The 18,790-nt window shown below is 38.6% G+C and carries 16 protein-coding genes; all 16 read left to right on the top strand.

The features are described 5' to 3' along the window. Positions 1 to 40: 40 nt before the first annotated feature. The 16 genes from B3D94_RS11855 to B3D94_RS11780 all read left to right on the top strand — a co-directional run bounded on the left by B3D94_RS11855 (position 41) and on the right by B3D94_RS11780 (position 18,660). Positions 41 to 1,180 (top strand): CamS family sex pheromone protein, encoded by a 1,140-nt coding sequence (locus B3D94_RS11855; protein ID WP_069482717.1) that lies wholly within the window; start codon positions 41 to 43, stop codon positions 1,178 to 1,180. Positions 1,181 to 1,414: 234 nt separating this feature from the next. Continuing rightward, a complete protein-coding gene (gatC, locus tag B3D94_RS11850; protein WP_008173651.1) occupies positions 1,415 to 1,702 on the top strand; it encodes an Asp-tRNA(Asn)/Glu-tRNA(Gln) amidotransferase subunit GatC in 288 nt (95 codons plus the stop codon). Between the two features lie 24 nt (positions 1,703 to 1,726). Next, positions 1,727 to 3,190 (top strand): Asp-tRNA(Asn)/Glu-tRNA(Gln) amidotransferase subunit GatA, encoded by a 1,464-nt coding sequence (gene gatA / locus B3D94_RS11845; protein ID WP_291757356.1) that lies wholly within the window; start codon positions 1,727 to 1,729, stop codon positions 3,188 to 3,190. 1 nt (position 3,191) lies between these two features. Continuing rightward, positions 3,192 to 4,619 carry an Asp-tRNA(Asn)/Glu-tRNA(Gln) amidotransferase subunit GatB gene (gene gatB / locus B3D94_RS11840; RefSeq protein ID WP_036120675.1) on the top strand — a complete coding sequence of 476 codons (1,428 nt, stop codon included), beginning with the start codon at positions 3,192 to 3,194 and terminating at the stop codon, positions 4,617 to 4,619. A gap of 160 nt (positions 4,620 to 4,779) precedes the next feature. Continuing rightward, the gene (locus B3D94_RS11835) at positions 4,780 to 5,343 is read left to right on the top strand and encodes a thioredoxin family protein (RefSeq protein WP_008173645.1); all 564 of its coding nucleotides are present in this window, start codon (positions 4,780 to 4,782) and stop codon (positions 5,341 to 5,343) included. A 72-nt stretch (positions 5,344 to 5,415) separates the two neighbouring features. Next, on the top strand, positions 5,416 to 6,330 hold the full coding sequence (locus B3D94_RS11830; protein WP_025115774.1) for a diacylglycerol kinase: 915 nt from the start codon (positions 5,416 to 5,418) through the stop codon (positions 6,328 to 6,330). Positions 6,331 to 6,777: 447 nt separating this feature from the next. Further along, on the top strand, positions 6,778 to 8,124 hold the full coding sequence (locus tag B3D94_RS11825) for a cytochrome ubiquinol oxidase subunit I (RefSeq protein WP_036120665.1): 1,347 nt from the start codon (positions 6,778 to 6,780) through the stop codon (positions 8,122 to 8,124). After that, positions 8,121 to 9,146: a cytochrome d ubiquinol oxidase subunit II gene (locus B3D94_RS11820; protein WP_036225581.1), complete on the top strand. Its 1,026-nt coding sequence runs from the start codon at positions 8,121 to 8,123 to the stop codon at positions 9,144 to 9,146. Before B3D94_RS11825 ends, B3D94_RS11820 begins: the two co-directional genes overlap by 4 nt. A 14-nt stretch (positions 9,147 to 9,160) precedes the next feature. Beyond that, entirely contained in the window at positions 9,161 to 9,283 is a 123-nt protein-coding gene (cydS, locus tag B3D94_RS11815) for a cytochrome bd oxidase small subunit CydS (protein WP_012292033.1), read from the top strand. Between the two features lie 109 nt (positions 9,284 to 9,392). After that, a complete protein-coding gene (gene rlmD, locus B3D94_RS11810) occupies positions 9,393 to 10,757 on the top strand; it encodes a 23S rRNA (uracil(1939)-C(5))-methyltransferase RlmD (RefSeq protein WP_069483425.1) in 1,365 nt (454 codons plus the stop codon). Positions 10,758 to 10,873: 116 nt separating this feature from the next. Beyond that, a complete protein-coding gene (locus B3D94_RS11805) occupies positions 10,874 to 11,842 on the top strand; it encodes a tRNA dihydrouridine synthase (RefSeq protein WP_291757355.1) in 969 nt (322 codons plus the stop codon). Positions 11,843 to 12,049: 207 nt separating this feature from the next. After that, a complete protein-coding gene (locus tag B3D94_RS11800) occupies positions 12,050 to 13,693 on the top strand; it encodes a glycerol-3-phosphate dehydrogenase/oxidase (protein ID WP_036127372.1) in 1,644 nt (547 codons plus the stop codon). A gap of 71 nt (positions 13,694 to 13,764) precedes the next feature. Then, positions 13,765 to 14,322, top strand: a complete 558-nt coding sequence (locus tag B3D94_RS11795) for a glycerol-3-phosphate responsive antiterminator (protein WP_016992235.1) — start codon at positions 13,765 to 13,767, stop codon at positions 14,320 to 14,322. 162 nt (positions 14,323 to 14,484) lie between these two features. Further along, entirely contained in the window at positions 14,485 to 15,288 is an 804-nt protein-coding gene (locus tag B3D94_RS11790) for an MIP/aquaporin family protein (RefSeq protein WP_008173629.1), read from the top strand. Between the two features lie 19 nt (positions 15,289 to 15,307). Further along, positions 15,308 to 16,804: a glycerol kinase GlpK gene (gene glpK, locus B3D94_RS11785; RefSeq protein ID WP_291757354.1), complete on the top strand. Its 1,497-nt coding sequence runs from the start codon at positions 15,308 to 15,310 to the stop codon at positions 16,802 to 16,804. 494 nt (positions 16,805 to 17,298) lie between these two features. Beyond that, positions 17,299 to 18,660, top strand: a complete 1,362-nt coding sequence (locus B3D94_RS11780; protein WP_291757353.1) for a serine protease — start codon at positions 17,299 to 17,301, stop codon at positions 18,658 to 18,660. Positions 18,661 to 18,790: the final 130 nt, after the last annotated feature.

Raw genomic sequence — 18,790 nt, 5'->3', positions numbered from 1 at the left:
TCGAACCAAATTGATTATGAGTAAAGGAGCACTAAATAAAATGAAGTCATTTCGACTCATTCCAGCACTTGTAGCAGCTGCAATGTTAGTCGGCTGTGTACCTTCTAATGAAGGGGGAACAGAGCTTACGCAGGAAACACAACAAAATGAAAAAACTGAAACAACTATTATCCCCAGTATACAAATTGATGAATCTTATTATAAGACACTTATTCCTTATAAAGAGAGTGCCAGTAGAGGTCTAGTTGTATCTAATATTTATACGAAATATGATATGAAGGAAGTGGAAGCAGGTTTAATGCGTCTTTCTCACCATGAGTTTGACACTGAAAACTATTACTTCCAAGAGGGTCAATATTTAGCTGAAAGTACGGTGAGCTCTTGGCTGGCTCGAAGCTCTCAGACAGAAGATGGATTAAATCCACCGACAACAGATACAATGACACCTGAAGAGCGAGCAAAAAAGGCGCCTATTTACTTATCTCATATTGTTGAGCAAAATTACTTAACAAAAACTAAAGATAATAAAGTGAAATTAGGTGGAATTTCAATAGGACTTGCGCTTAACTCCATTTATTATTATCAGAAAGAGCAGTATGGCGAATATTACGAGGAACCAATATCAGAGTCTGAGCTTGTTGAACAAGGCAAAAAAATGGCTGCTGAGATCGTTTCACGTTTACGTACACGTGATGAGCTAAAGGATATACCAATTGTTGTTGGCTTGTTTAAGCAACAAGCCCGCAATCAGATTATTCCTGGCGCCTATTTCAGCTATGGTGTAGCAAAAGCTGGACAGAACAACATTGCTGATTGGGAAGGGATAGATGAAAATTATGTATTATTCCCAACAGATGATTCGCAGGATGTTTATCGAGACGTGAGTAAAAACTTCAAAATCTTTAAGCAAGATGTTGATAAATATTTCTCAAATTATACAAGTGTTATTGGTACAGGTTTCTATCGCAATAAAGAAATCCAAAAACTGACGATCGAAATTCCTATTCAATTTTTCGGTAAAGCAGAAATCATTGGATTTACACAATATTTGACAGGTATTTTAATCAATCGATTTAATAATATTCATGTTGAGGTGAGTATTACTTCTGTCAATGGTCCGGAGGCATTAATCAATAAAAAGGCCAATGATACGGATCCTTATGTACATGTCTATGAATAATATAGTCAGCCTTTGTGCTGACTATTTTTTTATGTAGATAGAGATACTTAAAGGAAAACAACTGGTATAGATTAACAACACTTCGTTATAGTAGTGAAAGTTTCTATATTTTTGGTGAAAGTTGTGATTTTTAATAGGAAAAATGTTATGATTATTGGCATGGTTAAAACTTTATCCAACCCTATTGTTATCAATAAAAACAATAAATGGAGCAAGTATTCGGAGGTGTAAAAAATGGCTAAATTAACAAAAGAAGAAGTAAAGCACGTGGCAAATTTAGCACGTCTTGCAATTACTGAAGAGGAAGCTGAGAAGTTTGCTGAACAGCTTGGTAAAATTACAGACTTTGCAGAGCAATTAAACGAACTAGATACAGCGAATGTTGAACCTACAACGCATGTTTTACCATTAGTCAATGTAATGCGTGAAGATGTTGCGGTAAAAGGTCTAGACCGTGAAGTAATGATGTTAAATGTAAAAGAACAAGAAGATGGTCAAGTAAAAGTACCAGCTATCATGTAATACTAAAACATAGGAGGATTCCTCATGACGTTATTTGAACGTTCAGCTAAGGAGTTACAAGCGGAAATTAAAGCAGGTAACTTATCAATCGCTGACTTAACGAAAGAAGCATACGAGCGCATTGCAAAGCTTGATGGCGATGTACAAGCATTCCTTGCTTCAAACGAAGAAAAAGCAACTGCACAAGCTGCTGAAATGGATAAAGTACCATTTGAAGAGCGTGGACCGCTATTTGGTCTTCCGATTGGTGTGAAAGACAATATTGTAACAGAAGGCTTAGAAACAACTTGTGCCTCAAAAATTTTGGAAGGCTTTATGCCAATTTATGATGCAACTGTTGTCAACAAGCTACGTGAAGCCGGTATGATTACAGTTGGTAAACTAAACATGGACGAGTTTGCAATGGGTTCTTCTAATGAAAACTCATACTATAAAACTACAAAAAATCCATGGAATTTAAATCACGTGCCAGGAGGATCTTCAGGTGCATCTGCAGCTTCAGTAGCAGCAGGAGAAGTTCCATTCTCTCTTGGTTCAGATACAGGTGGTTCAATCCGTCAACCAGCAGCTTACTGTGGTGTTGTAGGAATGAAACCTACATATGGTCGTGTGTCTCGTTTTGGTCTAGTGGCATTCGCCTCTTCTTTAGATCAAATTGGACCAATTACACGCAATGTTGAAGATAATGCGTTATTACTTGAGGCTATTGCAGGCTTAGATCCAAATGATTCTACTTCTGCTGACGTAGAGGTGCCAAACTATGCTGCAGCTCTTACTGGTGATATTAAAGGCTTACGTATCGCTGTACCAAAGGAATTCCTTGGTGAAGGTGTTGGCGAAGCAGCACGTCAATCAGTGCTGGAGGCATTAGAGGTATTAAAAGGCTTAGGTGCGACTGTAGAAGAAGTGTCACTTCCTCATTCGAAATATGCACTTGCTGCGTACTACATCCTTTCTTCATCTGAAGCGTCTTCTAACTTATCTCGTTTCGATGGTATCCGTTATGGTTTCCGTGCAGACAACGTGACTAATTTAATGGACCTTTATAAAGAAACACGTGCACAAGGTTTTGGTGATGAAGTAAAACGCCGTATCATGCTTGGAACTTATTCATTAAGCGCAGGTACGTATGATGCGTATTACAAAAAAGCACAACAAGCACGTACACTGATCAAAGCAGACTATGACAAAGTATTTGAAGACTTCGATGTCATCATTGGACCTACATCACCAACACCAGCTTTCAAAATTGGTGAAAATGTGAATGATCCGATGACAATGTATGCAAACGATATTTTAACAATTCCGATGAACTTAGCGGGCGTACCTGCTATTTCTATTCCATGTGGTTTGGACAACGGACTACCACTAGGTTTACAAATAATTGGTAAATACTTCGATGAAGCAACTATTTACCGTGTAGCTCATGCTTTTGAACAAGCAACGGAGTTCCATAAACAAGTTCCTCAAATGTGGGAGGGAAAATAACATGAACTTTGAAACAGTCATTGGTTTAGAAGTACACGTTGAGTTAAAAACAAACTCAAAAATCTTCTCACCAGCACCTGCTCACTTTGGTGCTGAACCAAATACAAACACAACAGTAATCGATTTAGGTTATCCTGGTGTCCTACCAGTTCTTAATAAAAATGTGGTAGATTTCGCTATGCGTGCAGCTCTTGCATTAAATATGGAAATCGAACAAGAAACAAAATTTGACCGTAAAAACTATTTCTACCCCGATAATCCGAAAGCCTATCAAATTTCACAATTTGATAAACCAATCGGGAAAAACGGCTGGATTGATATTGAAGTAGATGGTTATACAAAACGTATCGGTATTACTCGCCTTCATATGGAAGAAGATGCGGGTAAACTTTCACATGCTGGAGATCACTCACTAGTGGACTTTAACCGTCAAGGTACGCCGCTTGTTGAAATCGTATCTGAGCCAGATATTCGTACACCAAATGAAGCTTATGCTTACTTAGAAAAATTAAAATCAATTATCCAATATACAGATGTGTCTGACTGTAAAATGGAGGAAGGTTCACTTCGTTGTGATGCCAACATTTCTATTCGTCCTTATGGTCAAGAAGAGTTTGGTACAAAAACAGAGCTTAAAAATCTGAACTCCTTCAACTATGTTCGTCGTGGTTTAGAGCATGAGGAATTACGTCAAGCAGATGTATTATTATCAGGTGGCGTTATTGACCAAGAAACTCGTCGTTTCGATGAAAAAACGGGTAAAACAATTTTAATGCGTGTGAAGGAAGGAACAGATGATTACCGTTACTTCCCAGAGCCAGACTTAGTTCGTCTTTCTATTGATGACGCATGGCTAGAGCGAGTAAAATCAGAAATTCCTGAGCTTCCAGATGCTCGTAAAAAGCGTTATGTTGAAGAGCTAGGATTAACACCATATGATGCAGGAGTTCTTGTTATTTCTAAAGAAATTTCAGACTTCTTCGAGTCCATGATCGTCAACGGTGCAGATGCAAAACTTTCTGCTAATTGGTTGATGGGTGATGTTTCTGCTTATTTAAACGCAGAACAAAAAGATTTAAAAGATACTGCATTAACACCTGAAAACCTTGCTGAAATGGTGAAATTAATCACGGATGGTACTATTTCTTCTAAGATCGGTAAAAAAGTGTTTGCTGAATTAGTTGAAAATGGCGGTTCTGCACAGGAAATTGTAAAAGCAAAAGGCTTAGTTCAAATTTCTGATGAAGGTGCTTTACTAGCAATTGTTACAGAAGTTTTAGATAACAACGCACAGTCTATCGAAGATTTCAAAAATGGTAAGGATCGTGCTATTGGCTTCTTAGTTGGTCAAATTATGAAAGCTACTAAAGGTCAAGCGAACCCACCAATGGTCAATAAATTATTGCAACAAGAAATTGCCAAACGATAATTAAACGTTGTAACATAGTAGCCGAGAGAGCTTAATTGCTTTCTTGGCTATTATTTTTCATAAATGTAACAAAATTGGAATTTGTAACACTTAATAGTTGTTTAAAAGGAGCATTCATAGCAAAATATAGAATAGATAATTATAAGGGGGACGAGAACCAATGAAAACAGAACAACAATATTTTAATGAAGCTATTTCGATTCAACAATATATGGACAATATGACGACTCTTAAAGAAGAGAGCTTCCGCATTTATGACGACTTTGCAGTGCCAACAAACGATGGTTTTATTGAATTATTAAAAGACAAGCAACCTAAAATTTTAACGATTACAGAAGATTGGTGCGGAGATGCTATGTTAAACAATCCAATTGTTCGTCGTGTTGCTGAAGCAGCTGGATTGGACATGCGTACAGTGTTCCGTGATGCAGATACAGATCTAATTGATCGTTATTTAACAAATGGTGGTCGTGCTATTCCTATTTACTTGCTATTAGATAGCACTGGTGAGGTTATTGGAAAATGGGGTCCACGTGCACCTGAATTACAAGAGCTGGTTGTAACGAAGCGTGCAAGCTTACCAGATAAAGAAGATCCGACATTTGAAGAGGCTCAAAAGGCCCTTTATGCAGAGATTCGTGAGGAAAATATAACGAACCAAACATATTGGACGTATGTCTATGAAGACTTTAAAAAACAAGTGACAAACGCGTTACAAAAGTAACAAACGTAATGCAACATTTTAGCGAGTAAATCGTTGAATGAAATAGAATCTTATGAAGCAGGAAGGTATGTTATGAAACGAGCAAGAATCATTTATAATCCTACATCTGGACGCGAAGCGTTTAAGAAACATCTACCAGAGGTGTTGGAAAAATTAGAAGTAGCAGGTTATGAAACATCCTGTCACGCAACAACCGGTGAAGGCGATGCAACACTTGCAGCAAAAGATGCAGTAGACCGTGGCTTTGATATAATCATCGCAGTTGGTGGAGATGGCACTTTAAATGAAGTTGTTTCAGGTGTAAGTCCATTTGAAAACCGTCCAAAAGTTGGTCTAATTCCAATGGGCACTACAAATGATTTTGCCCGTGCCGTGCATATCCCGCGAAATATTGATGAGGCGGTAGACATTATTATACAAGGCGATACATTGCCAGTGGATGTCGGTCTATTAAATGGCGAACGCTACTTCATCAATATTGCTGCTGGCGGACGGATTACGGAACTAACATATGAAGTACCAAGTAAAATGAAAACAATGCTTGGGCAGTTAGCCTACTATTTAAAAGCAGTAGAAATGATTCCATCCATCAAAGCCTCCCATATGCGTATAGAATATGATGGGGAAGTGTTTGACGGTGATGCCATGATGTTCTTATGTGGTTTAACCAACTCTGTAGGAGGTTTTGAAAAACTTGCACCAGATGCAAGTATTAATGATGGATACTTTACATTATTAGTGTTAAAGAAAGTTAGCCTACCTGAGTTTATTCAACTAGCGGCTATGGCATTAAGAGGCGAACATTTAAATGATGACCGTGTCATCTACAAAAAAGCAAGTGTTGTCAAAGTCACTACTGAAAACGAAGTACATCTTAATCTAGATGGTGAATATGGTGGAGACGCTCCAGCTACCTTTGAAAATTTAAAGCGTCATATCGAAATTTTTGTCCCTCTTGCAGATATTCGCGAAGAGGACCGTATATAATACAGGAAAAGCTCATCTTCGTTTTAGCGAGGATGAGCTTTTTTGTATAAATGAATCAGAGTACTGTTAGAAAACTCTACCTAAACTTTCGAATCAAACGATTAAAAAGATAATAGACTAAATCAAATAACCAGCAGCGATAAATTCAATATGTAGTAAGTCCAACCTTTAGAATTAGGGATTGTGAACGAATTAAGAAAAATGTTTGGCAAATGTGCGTATATTACTTGAACAAAATTTGAAACCTTATTAATAGGCTGAAATTTCGGTCCATTATAAAGGTTTTTTTCGTTGTAATAGTGGAAAATGGGGTATGGATAAGGGAAAGGAAGTGTTGCTTTTGTATAAGTCACAGGAGAAGAAGCTTATTTGGCTAAGCTTTGGTGTTGCAATCATTATGCTACTTTCCATTCTTGGAAGAATATTTGGGAGCTAGGGGGCAATGAGATGATAAACGAATCAGCAGTCTATTGGAGTCGTGCATTAACTGAGTTAACTTTATCGTTCCACATCATTTATGCAACGATAGGAGTCGGTGTCCCGTTAATGATCATGATTGCTCAATGGACTGGGTATAAAAAGAATGATGAGCATTATATTTTAATGGCAAGACGTTGGGCACGTGGCTTCGTCATTACGGTTGCAGTGGGTGTTGTGACTGGAACGGCAATTGGCTTGCAACTATCATTATTATGGCCCAACTTTATGCAACTAGCTGGTCAAACCATTGCATTACCACTTTTTTTGGAAACGTTTGCATTTTTCTTTGAAGCTATATTTTTGGGCATTTATTTATATACTTGGGACCGCTTCGATAGTCAGAAAAAGCATATGCTATTGTTAATTCCAGTTGCAGTAGGTGCATCGATGTCGGCTGTATTTATTACAATCGTGAATGCCTTTATGAATGCTCCGAGAGGCTTCGATATTGTCGACGGGAACCTTGTTAATATTCAACCTTTCTTAGCGATGTTTAACCCTGCTATGCCAACAAAGGTGGCGCATGTACTCGTAACAGCGTATATGACATCTGCATTTGTTTTAGCCGCTATAGCAGGATACCGAATGCTTAAAGGATCGAAACATGTATACCATAAAAAAGCATTACTGTTACTGATGAAAATTGGTTTAATTTTCTCCATTGCAGCAGCTGTGATTGGAGATTTCTCAGGAAAATACTTAGCGGAATATCAACCAGAAAAATTAGCTGCAGCGGAATGGCATTTTGAAACGGAAGGAAAGGCTTCTCTTGTTTTATTTGGCGTGCTAGATGGAGAAGAAGTGAAATATGCCATCAAAATTCCGTATGCTTTAAGCATTCTTGCACATTTTAATCCTAACGCAGAGGTAATTGGATTAGATCAATTCGAGGAAGAGGATCTACCTCCACTCTATATTCATTATCTCTTTGATATTATGGTGTCCATAGGTATGTTTATGGTGCTAGTTTCATTACTGTATGTTGTAGGGAAAGCACGGGGCTGGCAGTTTATTCATTCACGCTGGTATCGATGGATCATTGTGGCGGGGGGGCCACTTTCTATCATTGCTATTGAAGCGGGCTGGTGGCTTGCTGAGGTTGGACGTCAACCATGGATTCTTTATGGCTTGATGCGAACTCCAGAAGGGGCCACAACGAGTGACCATGTGGATTTAATGCTATTGTTGTTTGCAGGTGTATATGCAGTATTAGCGGTAGGAAGTGTTGTCGTCTTGGTGCGAATGTTTAAAAAGAATCCTATTGAGCGTGAGATTGAAGATCGCCACTCTGAAAAAGGCGGTGACATTCTATGACACTAGAGATTCTAGGTATTTCAGTATTGTGGATTTTCCTATTTGGCTATGTCATTGTCGCATCGATTGATTTCGGTGCCGGTTTCTTTAACGCCTATAGCCTATTGATTGGGAAGAATCATATTTTAACGAATATTATTAAACGATATTTATCGCCTGTTTGGGAAGTAACCAATGTCTTTTTGGTATTCTTTTTTGTAGGGATCGTAGGATTTTTCCCGCAAACTGCTTTTTACTACGGAACCATTTTACTTATACCCGTCAGCATTTCCCTTGTACTATTAGCCATTCGAGGTTCCTACTATGCCTTTGAATCGTATGGTACGAGAGGACATATTGGTTACACGCTGACCTATGGTGTAGCAGGTTTATTAATTCCTGCATCGTTGTCTGTTGTCTTTGCCATTGCTGGTGGAGGGTATGTGGATCTCGTTAACGGGCAGCCTGTTTTAAACTATTGGACTTTATATACGAGTCCATTTGCTTGGAGCATTGTCGTACTGAGTATTGCCGCTGTACTTTACATTTCCGCAGTATTCTTAACTTGGTATGCTCATAAAGCGAATGACAAGGAAGCAACTAAGCTAATGAGAAAATATGCACTTTTGTGGGCAGCTCCTTTAATGATCAGCGCATTAGGCATCATGTATGAGATGAAGTCTATTAACCCTGAAAGTTATAGTCACATGGTGAATTTATGGTGGATGTTTGCAATATCAGCCATATTATTTATGATTACAGTGTTCCTCATTGCAATGCGTAAAAAATATGGGCTTGCAGTTGCACTTCTGATTGCTCAATTTGCGGTAGCATTTTTTGCTTATGGTATTGCCCAATACCCATATTTACTGTATCCATATTTAACGATTTATGATGGCTTCACAAGTACACAAATGGCAATTGCTTTAATCATTGCCTTTATTTTAGGACTGTGTCTCCTACTTCCATCACTTTATTTATTGATGAAATTATTCTTGTTCAATAAAAACTATGTGACTGGAAAAGAAGACAATCACGCATAGGAGGAAATTAGTATATGCAAAGTTTTTTAATTTTTTATGCGCCTTTTATTGTCGTCATTCTTGGAATCTTGTGTGCATTTTGGTGGGCACCAAGGGATTATCATATAACAAAAGAGCAAGGAAAGAGCCGCGAATAGCGGCTCTTTTTTCAAGTTAGTTAGAAGAACCGTATAACGGGCAGGTCTTGTTCTTTTTTCATTCGCCAACACATGCTACAATAAGGAGATTGAAATGGAGGATGTACGAATGTCAGCACCCGTGAAAAAGAATGAACGACTTTCAGTTTATATAGAAGACTTAACACATGACGGCAATGGTGTCGCTAAGGTGGATGGCTATCCATTATTTATACAAGGCGCACTTCCGAACGAAACAGCCGAAATCCATGTGATGAAAACTTTAAAAAATTATGGCTTTGCCAAAGTTGTAGATATTATTAAGCCATCACCCGATCGAGTGGAAGCTCCATGCGATTACTTTAAGCAATGCGGAGGCTGTCAATTACAGCATTTATCCTATGAGGGCCAGCTCAAATGGAAAGAAAATATGGTGCGCAATGTGATGCAACGCATTGGCAAAATTGATGCACCTGTTCTGCCTGTAAAAGGAATGAAAGAGCCTTGGCATTATCGTAATAAAGCACAAATTCCTTTCTCTGAAAATGAAGCTGGACAAGCTATTGCTGGTTTCTATAAAACAAAGACGCATAGCATTGTGGATATGGAGCGTTGCTTGATTCAAACAGGAGAAGCAGATGCAATTTTAGCAGGCTTGAAAAAGGAATTAGTAGCGATAGGCATGCGACCATACAATGAACTTTCCCACGAAGGCATGTTGCGCCATGTTGTCATTCGTAAAGCACGGGCAACAGGTGAGGTCATGGTTGTCCTCGTGACGAAAAAGAAAAAATTTCCACAAAAAGAAGCGGCCATTGCAGTAATTCAAAAGCTTGTTCCGAACGTCACTTCAATTATGCAAAATGTGAATCATGAGAAAACGAATGTGATTTTTGGTGATGACACACTGAACCTTTGGGGCAAGGACGTCATTATTGACACAATTGGCGACGTCCGCTTTGAAATTTCCGCTCGCTCCTTCTATCAGGTCAACCCAGAGCAAACGGAGGTCCTCTATAAACAAGCACTTGATTATGCGAACTTGCAAGGGGATGAACGAGTGATTGATGCGTATTGTGGAATTGGAACAATCTCCTTGTTCCTTGCACAAAAGGCAAAGGCAGTCATGGGCGTTGAAATTGTCCCACAAGCGATAGAAGATGCTAAACGCAATGCAGTACTCAATGGTTTTACAAATACTTATTTTGAGGCTGGCCCAGCTGAGGAAGTTATACCAAGATGGTATAAGGAAGGAAAGGAAGCAGACGTACTGGTAGTTGATCCACCACGTAAAGGCTGTGATGAGGCACTTTTAGCTACTATTTTAGAGCAACGTCCAAAACGAGTAGTCTATGTCTCCTGTAACCCAGCCACACTAGCACGCGACCTTCGTATTCTGGAGGATGGAGGCTATCAAACACAAGAAATTCAACCAGTAGATATGTTCCCGCATTCCACACATTGTGAAGCGGTTGCGTGGTTAGAGTTGGTATAATAGAAAAGCAGTTGTTATAGAAAAATTCTATACCATCTGCTTTTTATAATTTTTCATACAGTTGTTTTTGAGTCTAAGTTAAAGTTATACAGATAGCGAGAGGATTTGGGATTAACATGATAGATAATTTTTGGCGTGATTTGCCGCGTCCATTTTTTGTACTGGCACCGATGGAAGATGTCACAGATGTTGTTTTCCGTCAAGTAGTCAGTGAAGCCGGAAGACCAGACGTATTTTTCACAGAGTTTACGAATTCGGATAGCTATTGTCATCCAGAGGGACAGAAAAGTGTGCGGGGTCGTTTGATTTTTACAGAAGATGAACAGCCGATGGTGGCACATATTTGGGGGGATAATCCTGAGTATTTCCGTCAAATGAGTATTGGCATGGCAGAGCTAGGGTTTAAAGGTATCGATATTAATATGGGCTGTCCTGTCCCAAATGTGGCATCGAGGGGAAAAGGGAGTGGTCTTATTTTACGTCCTGATGTGGCGGCAGAATTGATTCAAGCTGCCAAAGCGGGTGGACTGCCTGTCAGTGTGAAAACACGACTTGGCTATAAGGATGTAGAGGAATGGGAGGAATGGTTAACGCATATTTTCAAACAAGATATTGCGAACCTGTCGATTCATTTACGCACAAGAAAGGAAATGAGCCAAGTTGATGCACATTGGGAGCTCATTCCGGCAATCAAAAAATTACGCGATTGTATAGCACCTAATACGCTATTAACGATCAATGGAGACATCCCTGACCGACAAACCGGGCTAGAGCTTGCCGAAAAATATGGGATTGATGGCGTAATGATTGGACGAGGTATTTTTAAAAATCCCTTTGCTTTTGAAAAGGAACCAAAGGAGCATAGCAGTAAAGAGTATCTTGACCTTTTAAGACTGCAGCTCGATCTTCAAGATCAATATGAGGAAGTGCTCCCACGCTCTATCACAGGACTTCATCGCTTTTTCAAAATATATGTCAAAGGATTCCGAGGTGCCGGTGAGTTAAGAAGCCAATTGATGAACACGAAATCAACAGATGAAGTGCGTGCATTGCTTGATCGCTTTGAAGCAAATCATGTTGAGTAACAAAGAATCCTACTTTATTAGGGTGAGGTAAGCAGTATTCTGTCACTAAACAGAAACTTGCCTTTTTGGAATGTGCATATTACAATAAAAAGTAAGTTAATAGCAGGTTTGAGTAACTGAGAGACCATTGAAAACATATGTGCCTAGCGTACATATGCTTTTGATGGTCTTTTTTTATCGTTAAAATGAAGAGGGAGGAAATAAATGATGAGTACAGCTTCTGCGTTACAACGACAACAAACAATAGAGGAACTTCAAGATAGGGAGTACGATTTATTAGTAATTGGTGGCGGTATTACAGGGTGTGGTATTGCACTGGATGCTATTGCTCGCGGTCTGTCTGTAGCATTAGTGGAAATGCAGGATTTTGCAGCAGGGACTTCTAGCCGTTCGACAAAATTAGTACATGGCGGTTTACGTTATTTAAAGCAATTTGAAATAAAAGAGGTAGCAGAGTTAGGGAAGGAACGTGCCATTGTTTATGAAAATGGTCCACATGTAACAACACCTGTTTGGATGTTATTACCTTTTCATAAGGGAGGGACATTTGGAAAATACTCTACAAATCTCGGCTTGCGTGTCTATGACTTTTTAGCAGGAGTCAAACGTGCAGAACGCCGTTATATGTTAAGTACAGGTCAAACCATTGAGAAGGAGCCATTAGTGAAAACTAAGGGATTACTTGGCGGTGGTATGTATGTAGAGTATCGTACTGATGATGCTCGTTTAACCATTGAAGTAGCAAAGGCAGCCATTGAAAGAGGGGCAACATTATTGAATTATATAAAAGCCGAAAACTTTTTATATAATGAACAGCAAAAAATAAGTGGTATTGTTGCAACGGATTTATTAACAAATCATCCAATCGAAATTCGTGCAAAGGCTGTCGTTAATGCTGCTGGTCCATGGGTAGACGATGTGCGCACAATTGAAGGGAAGCAAGCAGGGAAGCATTTAATTTTATCGAAAGGTGTGCATATTGTTTTTGATGAATCCAAATTCCCATTAAAACAAGCTGTTTATTTTGATACACCTGATGGCCGCATGGTATTTGCGATCCCTCGACAAGGAAAAACATATGTAGGGACAACAGATACATTTTATGAAGGCGATGCTCGCAATATGGATATTTATCAAGAGGATCGCGATTATATAATGAACGCTATTCGTTATATGTTCCCAAGTGTGAAGGTGACCGATGCGGATATTGAATCAAGTTGGGCAGGCGTTCGTCCATTGATTCATGAGGACGGAAAAAATCCATCTGAAATTTCTCGTAAGGATGAAGTGTGGATTTCGCCATCGGGGCTTGTAACAATTGCAGGTGGGAAATTAACCGGCTATCGTAAAATGGCTGAAACCGTATTAAATACGATTACACAAGAGCTAGAGCAACAATTTGGTATTAAATCCTCTCCATGTACAACAAAAAATATTCCGATTTCTGGTGGCCATATTGGCGGCTCAAGTAAATTTTATGCCTTCTTATATGACTATACAAGAGTAGGTAAGAAAATAGGCTTATCTGAGGAAGAGGCCAAATTTTTAACACAGCATTATGGTAGCAATGTAGAAATTGTTTTTAATTATGTAAAGGAAGGACACCCAATCTTACCATCATGGCTGTATGCGCAATTAATGTATGGTATTCATCATGAAATGGTCGTTCATCCAAATGACTTTATGGTTCGCCGGACAGGGTATATGTTCTTTCAAATGGCAATTGTTCAACAATATGAAGAGGCAATTCTAGATGAAATGGCTAAGCAACTCAACTGGACAGCACAGCAACGGACACAATATGAAGAAGATGTAAAGAAAGAAATAAAACGAGCGACAACTGCGCTATAATGATGTAGTTACTCTCAACATAATATAAGGGTGAGCGTTCACACTGTATTATAAGGGAAGGAGAGAATGGAATGCATTTTGATAATCAACAGGTGATTCCTGCTGCGCGTACCGTCAAGCAATTTGACGAGATAATAGCAAGTCCATTCGATTATATTGTGCTATTGGAGGTGCACATTAGCTTATTAATGTCTTTAAAGCGTGAGGCACATCGACATGGAAAAAAATTAATTATTCATGCGGATTTAATTCATGGTTTAAAAACAGATAATTTTGCAGCGGACTTTTTATGTAATGATATTCGTCCAGCTGGCATTATTTCAACGCGATCCAATATGCTAATGAAAGCCAAAGCACGTGGAATTATGGCTATTCAACGTGTGTTTTTGATTGATACGATTGCTCTTGAAAAAAGTTATTCGATGATTGAAACAGCGCAGCCTGATTATATTGAGCTATTACCTGGCATTATTCCTTCGATGATTCAGGAAATCCATGAGCGTACTCAAATCCCTGTTATTACAGGGGGCTTAGTGCGTACAGTGGACAATATTGAGGAAGCATTAGCTGGTGGTGCTATCGCCGTTACAACATCTAATAGACAATTATGGGAAAATTTCAAAAAATAGTTGACTCTGTATGTTTTTTTCTCTAAAATGGACATAAGTTCATACGCACGTGGTTAGGAAAAGGAACCCACATTTGTTCATCTACATGTATTAATGTAGTTTGATTGGATGTGGGTTCCTTTTTGTTTTCTATGGGCTATTATCACAAAGGGGGATTAAACTATGTCTACGTTTACAGCTGAGCTGGTCGGCACAATGATTCTTATTTTATTTGGTGGCGGCGTAGTAGCAGGTGCCGTGTTAAACAAATCAAAAGGCTTTGGTGGTGGATGGATCGTCATTACCTTTGCATGGGGGCTTGGGGTTGCAATGGCAGCTTATGCAGTAGGTGGAATCAGTGGTGCTCACCTAAATCCTGCATTAACAATTGCCCTTGCCACGATCGGAAACTTTCCATGGGCAGATGTGCCAGCCTATATTGCTGCACAAATGATTGGTGCATTTTTAGGGGCTACACTTGTTTACTTTATGTATTTACCACATTGGCAGGCAACAGCAGATGCCGATGTAAAATTAGCGCCATTTTCCACAATGCCAGCTATTAAGCATCCTTTATCAAATCTCTTATCAGAAATGATAGGAACATTTATTTTAGTTTTAGGAATTTTAGCTTTAGGTACAAATACTATTACAGATGGTTTAAATCCATTTTTAGTTGGTATGTTAATTATTGTAATTGGGATGGCTTTAGGGGGCCCAACAGGTTATGCCATAAACCCAGCTCGTGATTTAGGTCCACGTATTGCGCATTTTATTTTACCGATTGCAGGCAAAGGTGATTCTGGCTGGAGCTATGCATGGGTACCAGTTGTAGGCCCTATTATTGGAGGTACATTTGGTGCATTGTTTTTCCAACAAATATTTGAAGGGAAAAATAGTATTGCGTTTTGGATTGTTGCAGTAATTGTGATTGCTATTTTCATAGGAGCACAATTAACGGTTAAGAATGTTCAAGTAGAAGACTAATTTATTTGGAGGGATTTCTATGTCAGAAAAAAAATATATTTTAGCGTTAGACCAAGGAACTACAAGCTCAAGAGCTATTCTTTTTGATGAAACGGGTAAAATCGTACACACAGCACAACAAGAATTCCAACAACATTTTCCACAAGCAGGCTGGGTAGAGCATCATGCAGAGGAAATTTGGTCATCTATTCTATCTTGTATTGCAACAGTGTTATCAGAAAAAGGTGTGAGTTCAAATCAAATTGCAGGGATTGGGATTACCAATCAACGTGAAACAACCGTAGTATGGGATAAACATACTGGCAAGCCTGTATATAATGCAATTGTTTGGCAATCACGTCAAACGAATGAAATTTGTGAGCAATTAAAGGAAAGCGGTTACAATGATTTATTCCGTGATAAAACAGGTTTATTAATAGATGCTTACTTCTCAGGTACAAAAGTGAAGTGGATCTTAGATCATGTTGAGGGAGCTCGTGAAAAAGCCGAGGCAGGAGAGTTGCTATTCGGCACAATTGATACTTGGCTAATTTGGAAGCTATCCGGTGGAAAAGTACATGTAACAGACTATTCAAATGCCTCTCGTACATTGATGTATAATATCCATGATTTAAAGTGGGATGAAGAACTATTAGAAATTTTAACAGTTCCAGCCTCTATGCTACCAGAAGTACGTCCTTCTTCTGAAGTTTATGGCTATACAGAGGAGGCATTATTCTTTGGCTCTGCTGTTCCAATTGCCGGAGCTGCAGGCGACCAACAAGCAGCCCTATTTGGTCAGGCATGCTTTGAGGAAGGTATGGTTAAAAACACATATGGCACAGGTTGCTTTATGTTAATGAATACTGGTGAAAAGGCAGTGAAATCAGATAATGGCCTATTGACTACATTAGCTTGGGGCTTAGATGGCAAAGTAACATATGCTTTAGAGGGCAGTATTTTTGTAGCAGGTTCTGCGATTCAATGGTTACGTGACGGTTTACGTATGTTCCGTCATGCAAGTGAATCAGAGCAATATGCAACACGTGTAGAGTCAACTGATGGTGTTTATGTTGTCCCAGCATTTGTTGGCTTAGGAACACCGTACTGGGATTCTGATGTGCGCGGAGCTATCTTTGGTTTAACACGAGGAACTGCGAAGGAGCATTTTGTACGTGCTACGCTAGAATCATTAGCGTATCAAACAAAGGATGTATTAGCAGCGATGGAGGCAGATGCTAATATTCCGCTAGCCAAATTACGTGTAGATGGCGGAGCTGTGGCCAATGATTTCTTAATGCAATTCCAGGCAGATTTATTGGATGTTCCTGTTGATCGTCCAATTATTAATGAAACAACCGCTTTAGGTGCAGCGTATTTAGCTGGCTTAGCAGTTGGCTATTGGCATTCGACAGAGGAAATCAGCAAGTATTGGAATTTAGATCGTCAATTTACACCAAATATGAGTAATGACCATCGTGATAAAATTTATGGAGGCTGGAAAAAGGCTGTTGAAGCAGCGCAAGTATTTAAGTAAGCAAATCATTTGAGAGGCTGAGACATAACTAGCTTCAATTAATGAGAAATCCGAATTCGAATGCATTCAAATTTGGATTTCTCTATTTTTATGTTGTCTCCAGATAGCTCTTAACTAATGTCCAATGAGTCCTCAATTTTTCGATTATTTGAGCGAGGTCTTCCAATGTTAATTCCTTTTTATTTTCTTCTGGCATAATTTCTTTTCAAACAGTTTGTTTTGCCATTTGCATTAGCTATTGGTGCTCTAGCTACAGATGCTGTGGTGGGGTTCTTGTTTTTATGCACGGCTTTTTATTTATATAAGCCCTACCACTACTCATACTTGTGATAAGTATTTCTTTATATTTTTATTTGAGAAAGGTGAAGAAAACGTTCAATTCTTTATAGAGTTGTGCATTTTTGTGGTTAAGAATAGAGGATTTAGAGAGATGTCAGAGAATTGTATATAAGTACCATTATATGTAATGACGTGCTTATAGGAGTTGTATGAAAATGGTTGTGACAACAAGACCGTTAAAAATTAAGTATAAAAAGTTAGCTAATCCTTTTCAGGAGTTTATGCAGATCAGTCCTAACAACAATGCCCTTACGAAGGAAGTAGTCTTTCTACGTTATATTGGTATACCTGATTCTGTAGATCTTTATAAAGAAGATATTTTAAAAATGGATGAGTATTTCACAAAGCAAAGCGTATTTTATTTACGACTACATAGGCTTGAGGTCATCAATAATAAGAAAGAAGCAGATAGACTGTCGGAGCTTTGGGAAGATTGGCAGGCTGCTGCTGATAGTATGCAATTACTGTATGAGACATCTTTATGCGGTAAATTAGCGAATGATCAACTTGAATGGACAAAAAAGCTTAGCTTTAAAAATATTCTCCATCTTTTTAAAGAACAACAGCCGCATGCTAATGACACTTTACTAAAAAACTTCGCAGTTAAATTTTTATATTGGATGGATTATTATTTACCACAAATTTTTTCTAAGGAAAATCAAGCATCCTCTAAAATTGTTTTTATAGGGGACATTACGCAGCATGAATCATTATTCTTATATTTCTTATCGACACTTGGTTGCGATATATGCTATATGAATCCTAAAGGAGATATCACTAATTTGTATCCTATCATAGCAGCATCATCTAATTTGCAGAGTTGTCCTGATTGCTATGAAAAAGAATTCATAATCCCTAAAATGCTTTCGGTGAAAAGCATACCACCACAACAACCGACGATTATCCCAATCCCTAGTTCTAGCATGGTTACTTCAGAAGAGTGTAGTTATGAACAGTTGGCTTCTTTAGCGACGTCTGTTGTCATGATAAAGACATTTGACGAAGATGGTAAGTTGTTATGTTTTGGCTCTGGAGTTGTTCTCCATCGCGATGGCTATATTTTGACGAACTTGCATGTTGTAGGTGGTGGGAAATATTATTCTGTGCTATATGAAAATGATCCAAACGAATATATTACTCATCAATTTGTGAAGTATCATGATATACATGATTTGGCTATTTTGAAAGTGGACAGAACAGGCCAACCTTTACCTGTTAAAATGGATGGTCATTTAGTCAGAGGACAAAAGATTGTAGCGATTGGCAGTCCTCTCGGTTTATTTAATTCGGTCTCTGATGGAATTGTTGCGGGATTTAGGGATATACGAAAAATGTCTATGGTTCAATTTACAGCTGCTATTTCAAATGGAAGTTCCGGTGGTGCTTTATTGGATATGCAAGGGAGGTTGGTCGGTTTAATTACAGCTGGTTTTGATGATGGTCAGAATCTTAATTTGGCTGTAACAGCTAATGTCATCTATCAATTTGCTCAAAACTTTATTGAGTTACCTAGTTAGTTTCGTTTCCACTATTCAACCATTGCTTTTTTATGCATAATCTTATAGAATGTATGACGGTATAAATGAACGAAATAAATTACCTTTAATACGGTCCAGAGAGGCTGAAAAGGGCTACATGATATTCTTA

Origin of the sequence: Lysinibacillus sp. UBA5990, assembly GCF_002429815.1 — a bacterium.
Taxonomy (GTDB): Bacteria; Bacillota; Bacilli; order Bacillales_A; family Planococcaceae; genus Lysinibacillus; species Lysinibacillus fusiformis.
The sequence above is the reverse complement of the archived record's forward strand: the minus strand, read 5'-3'. Positions and strand labels throughout refer to the sequence as shown.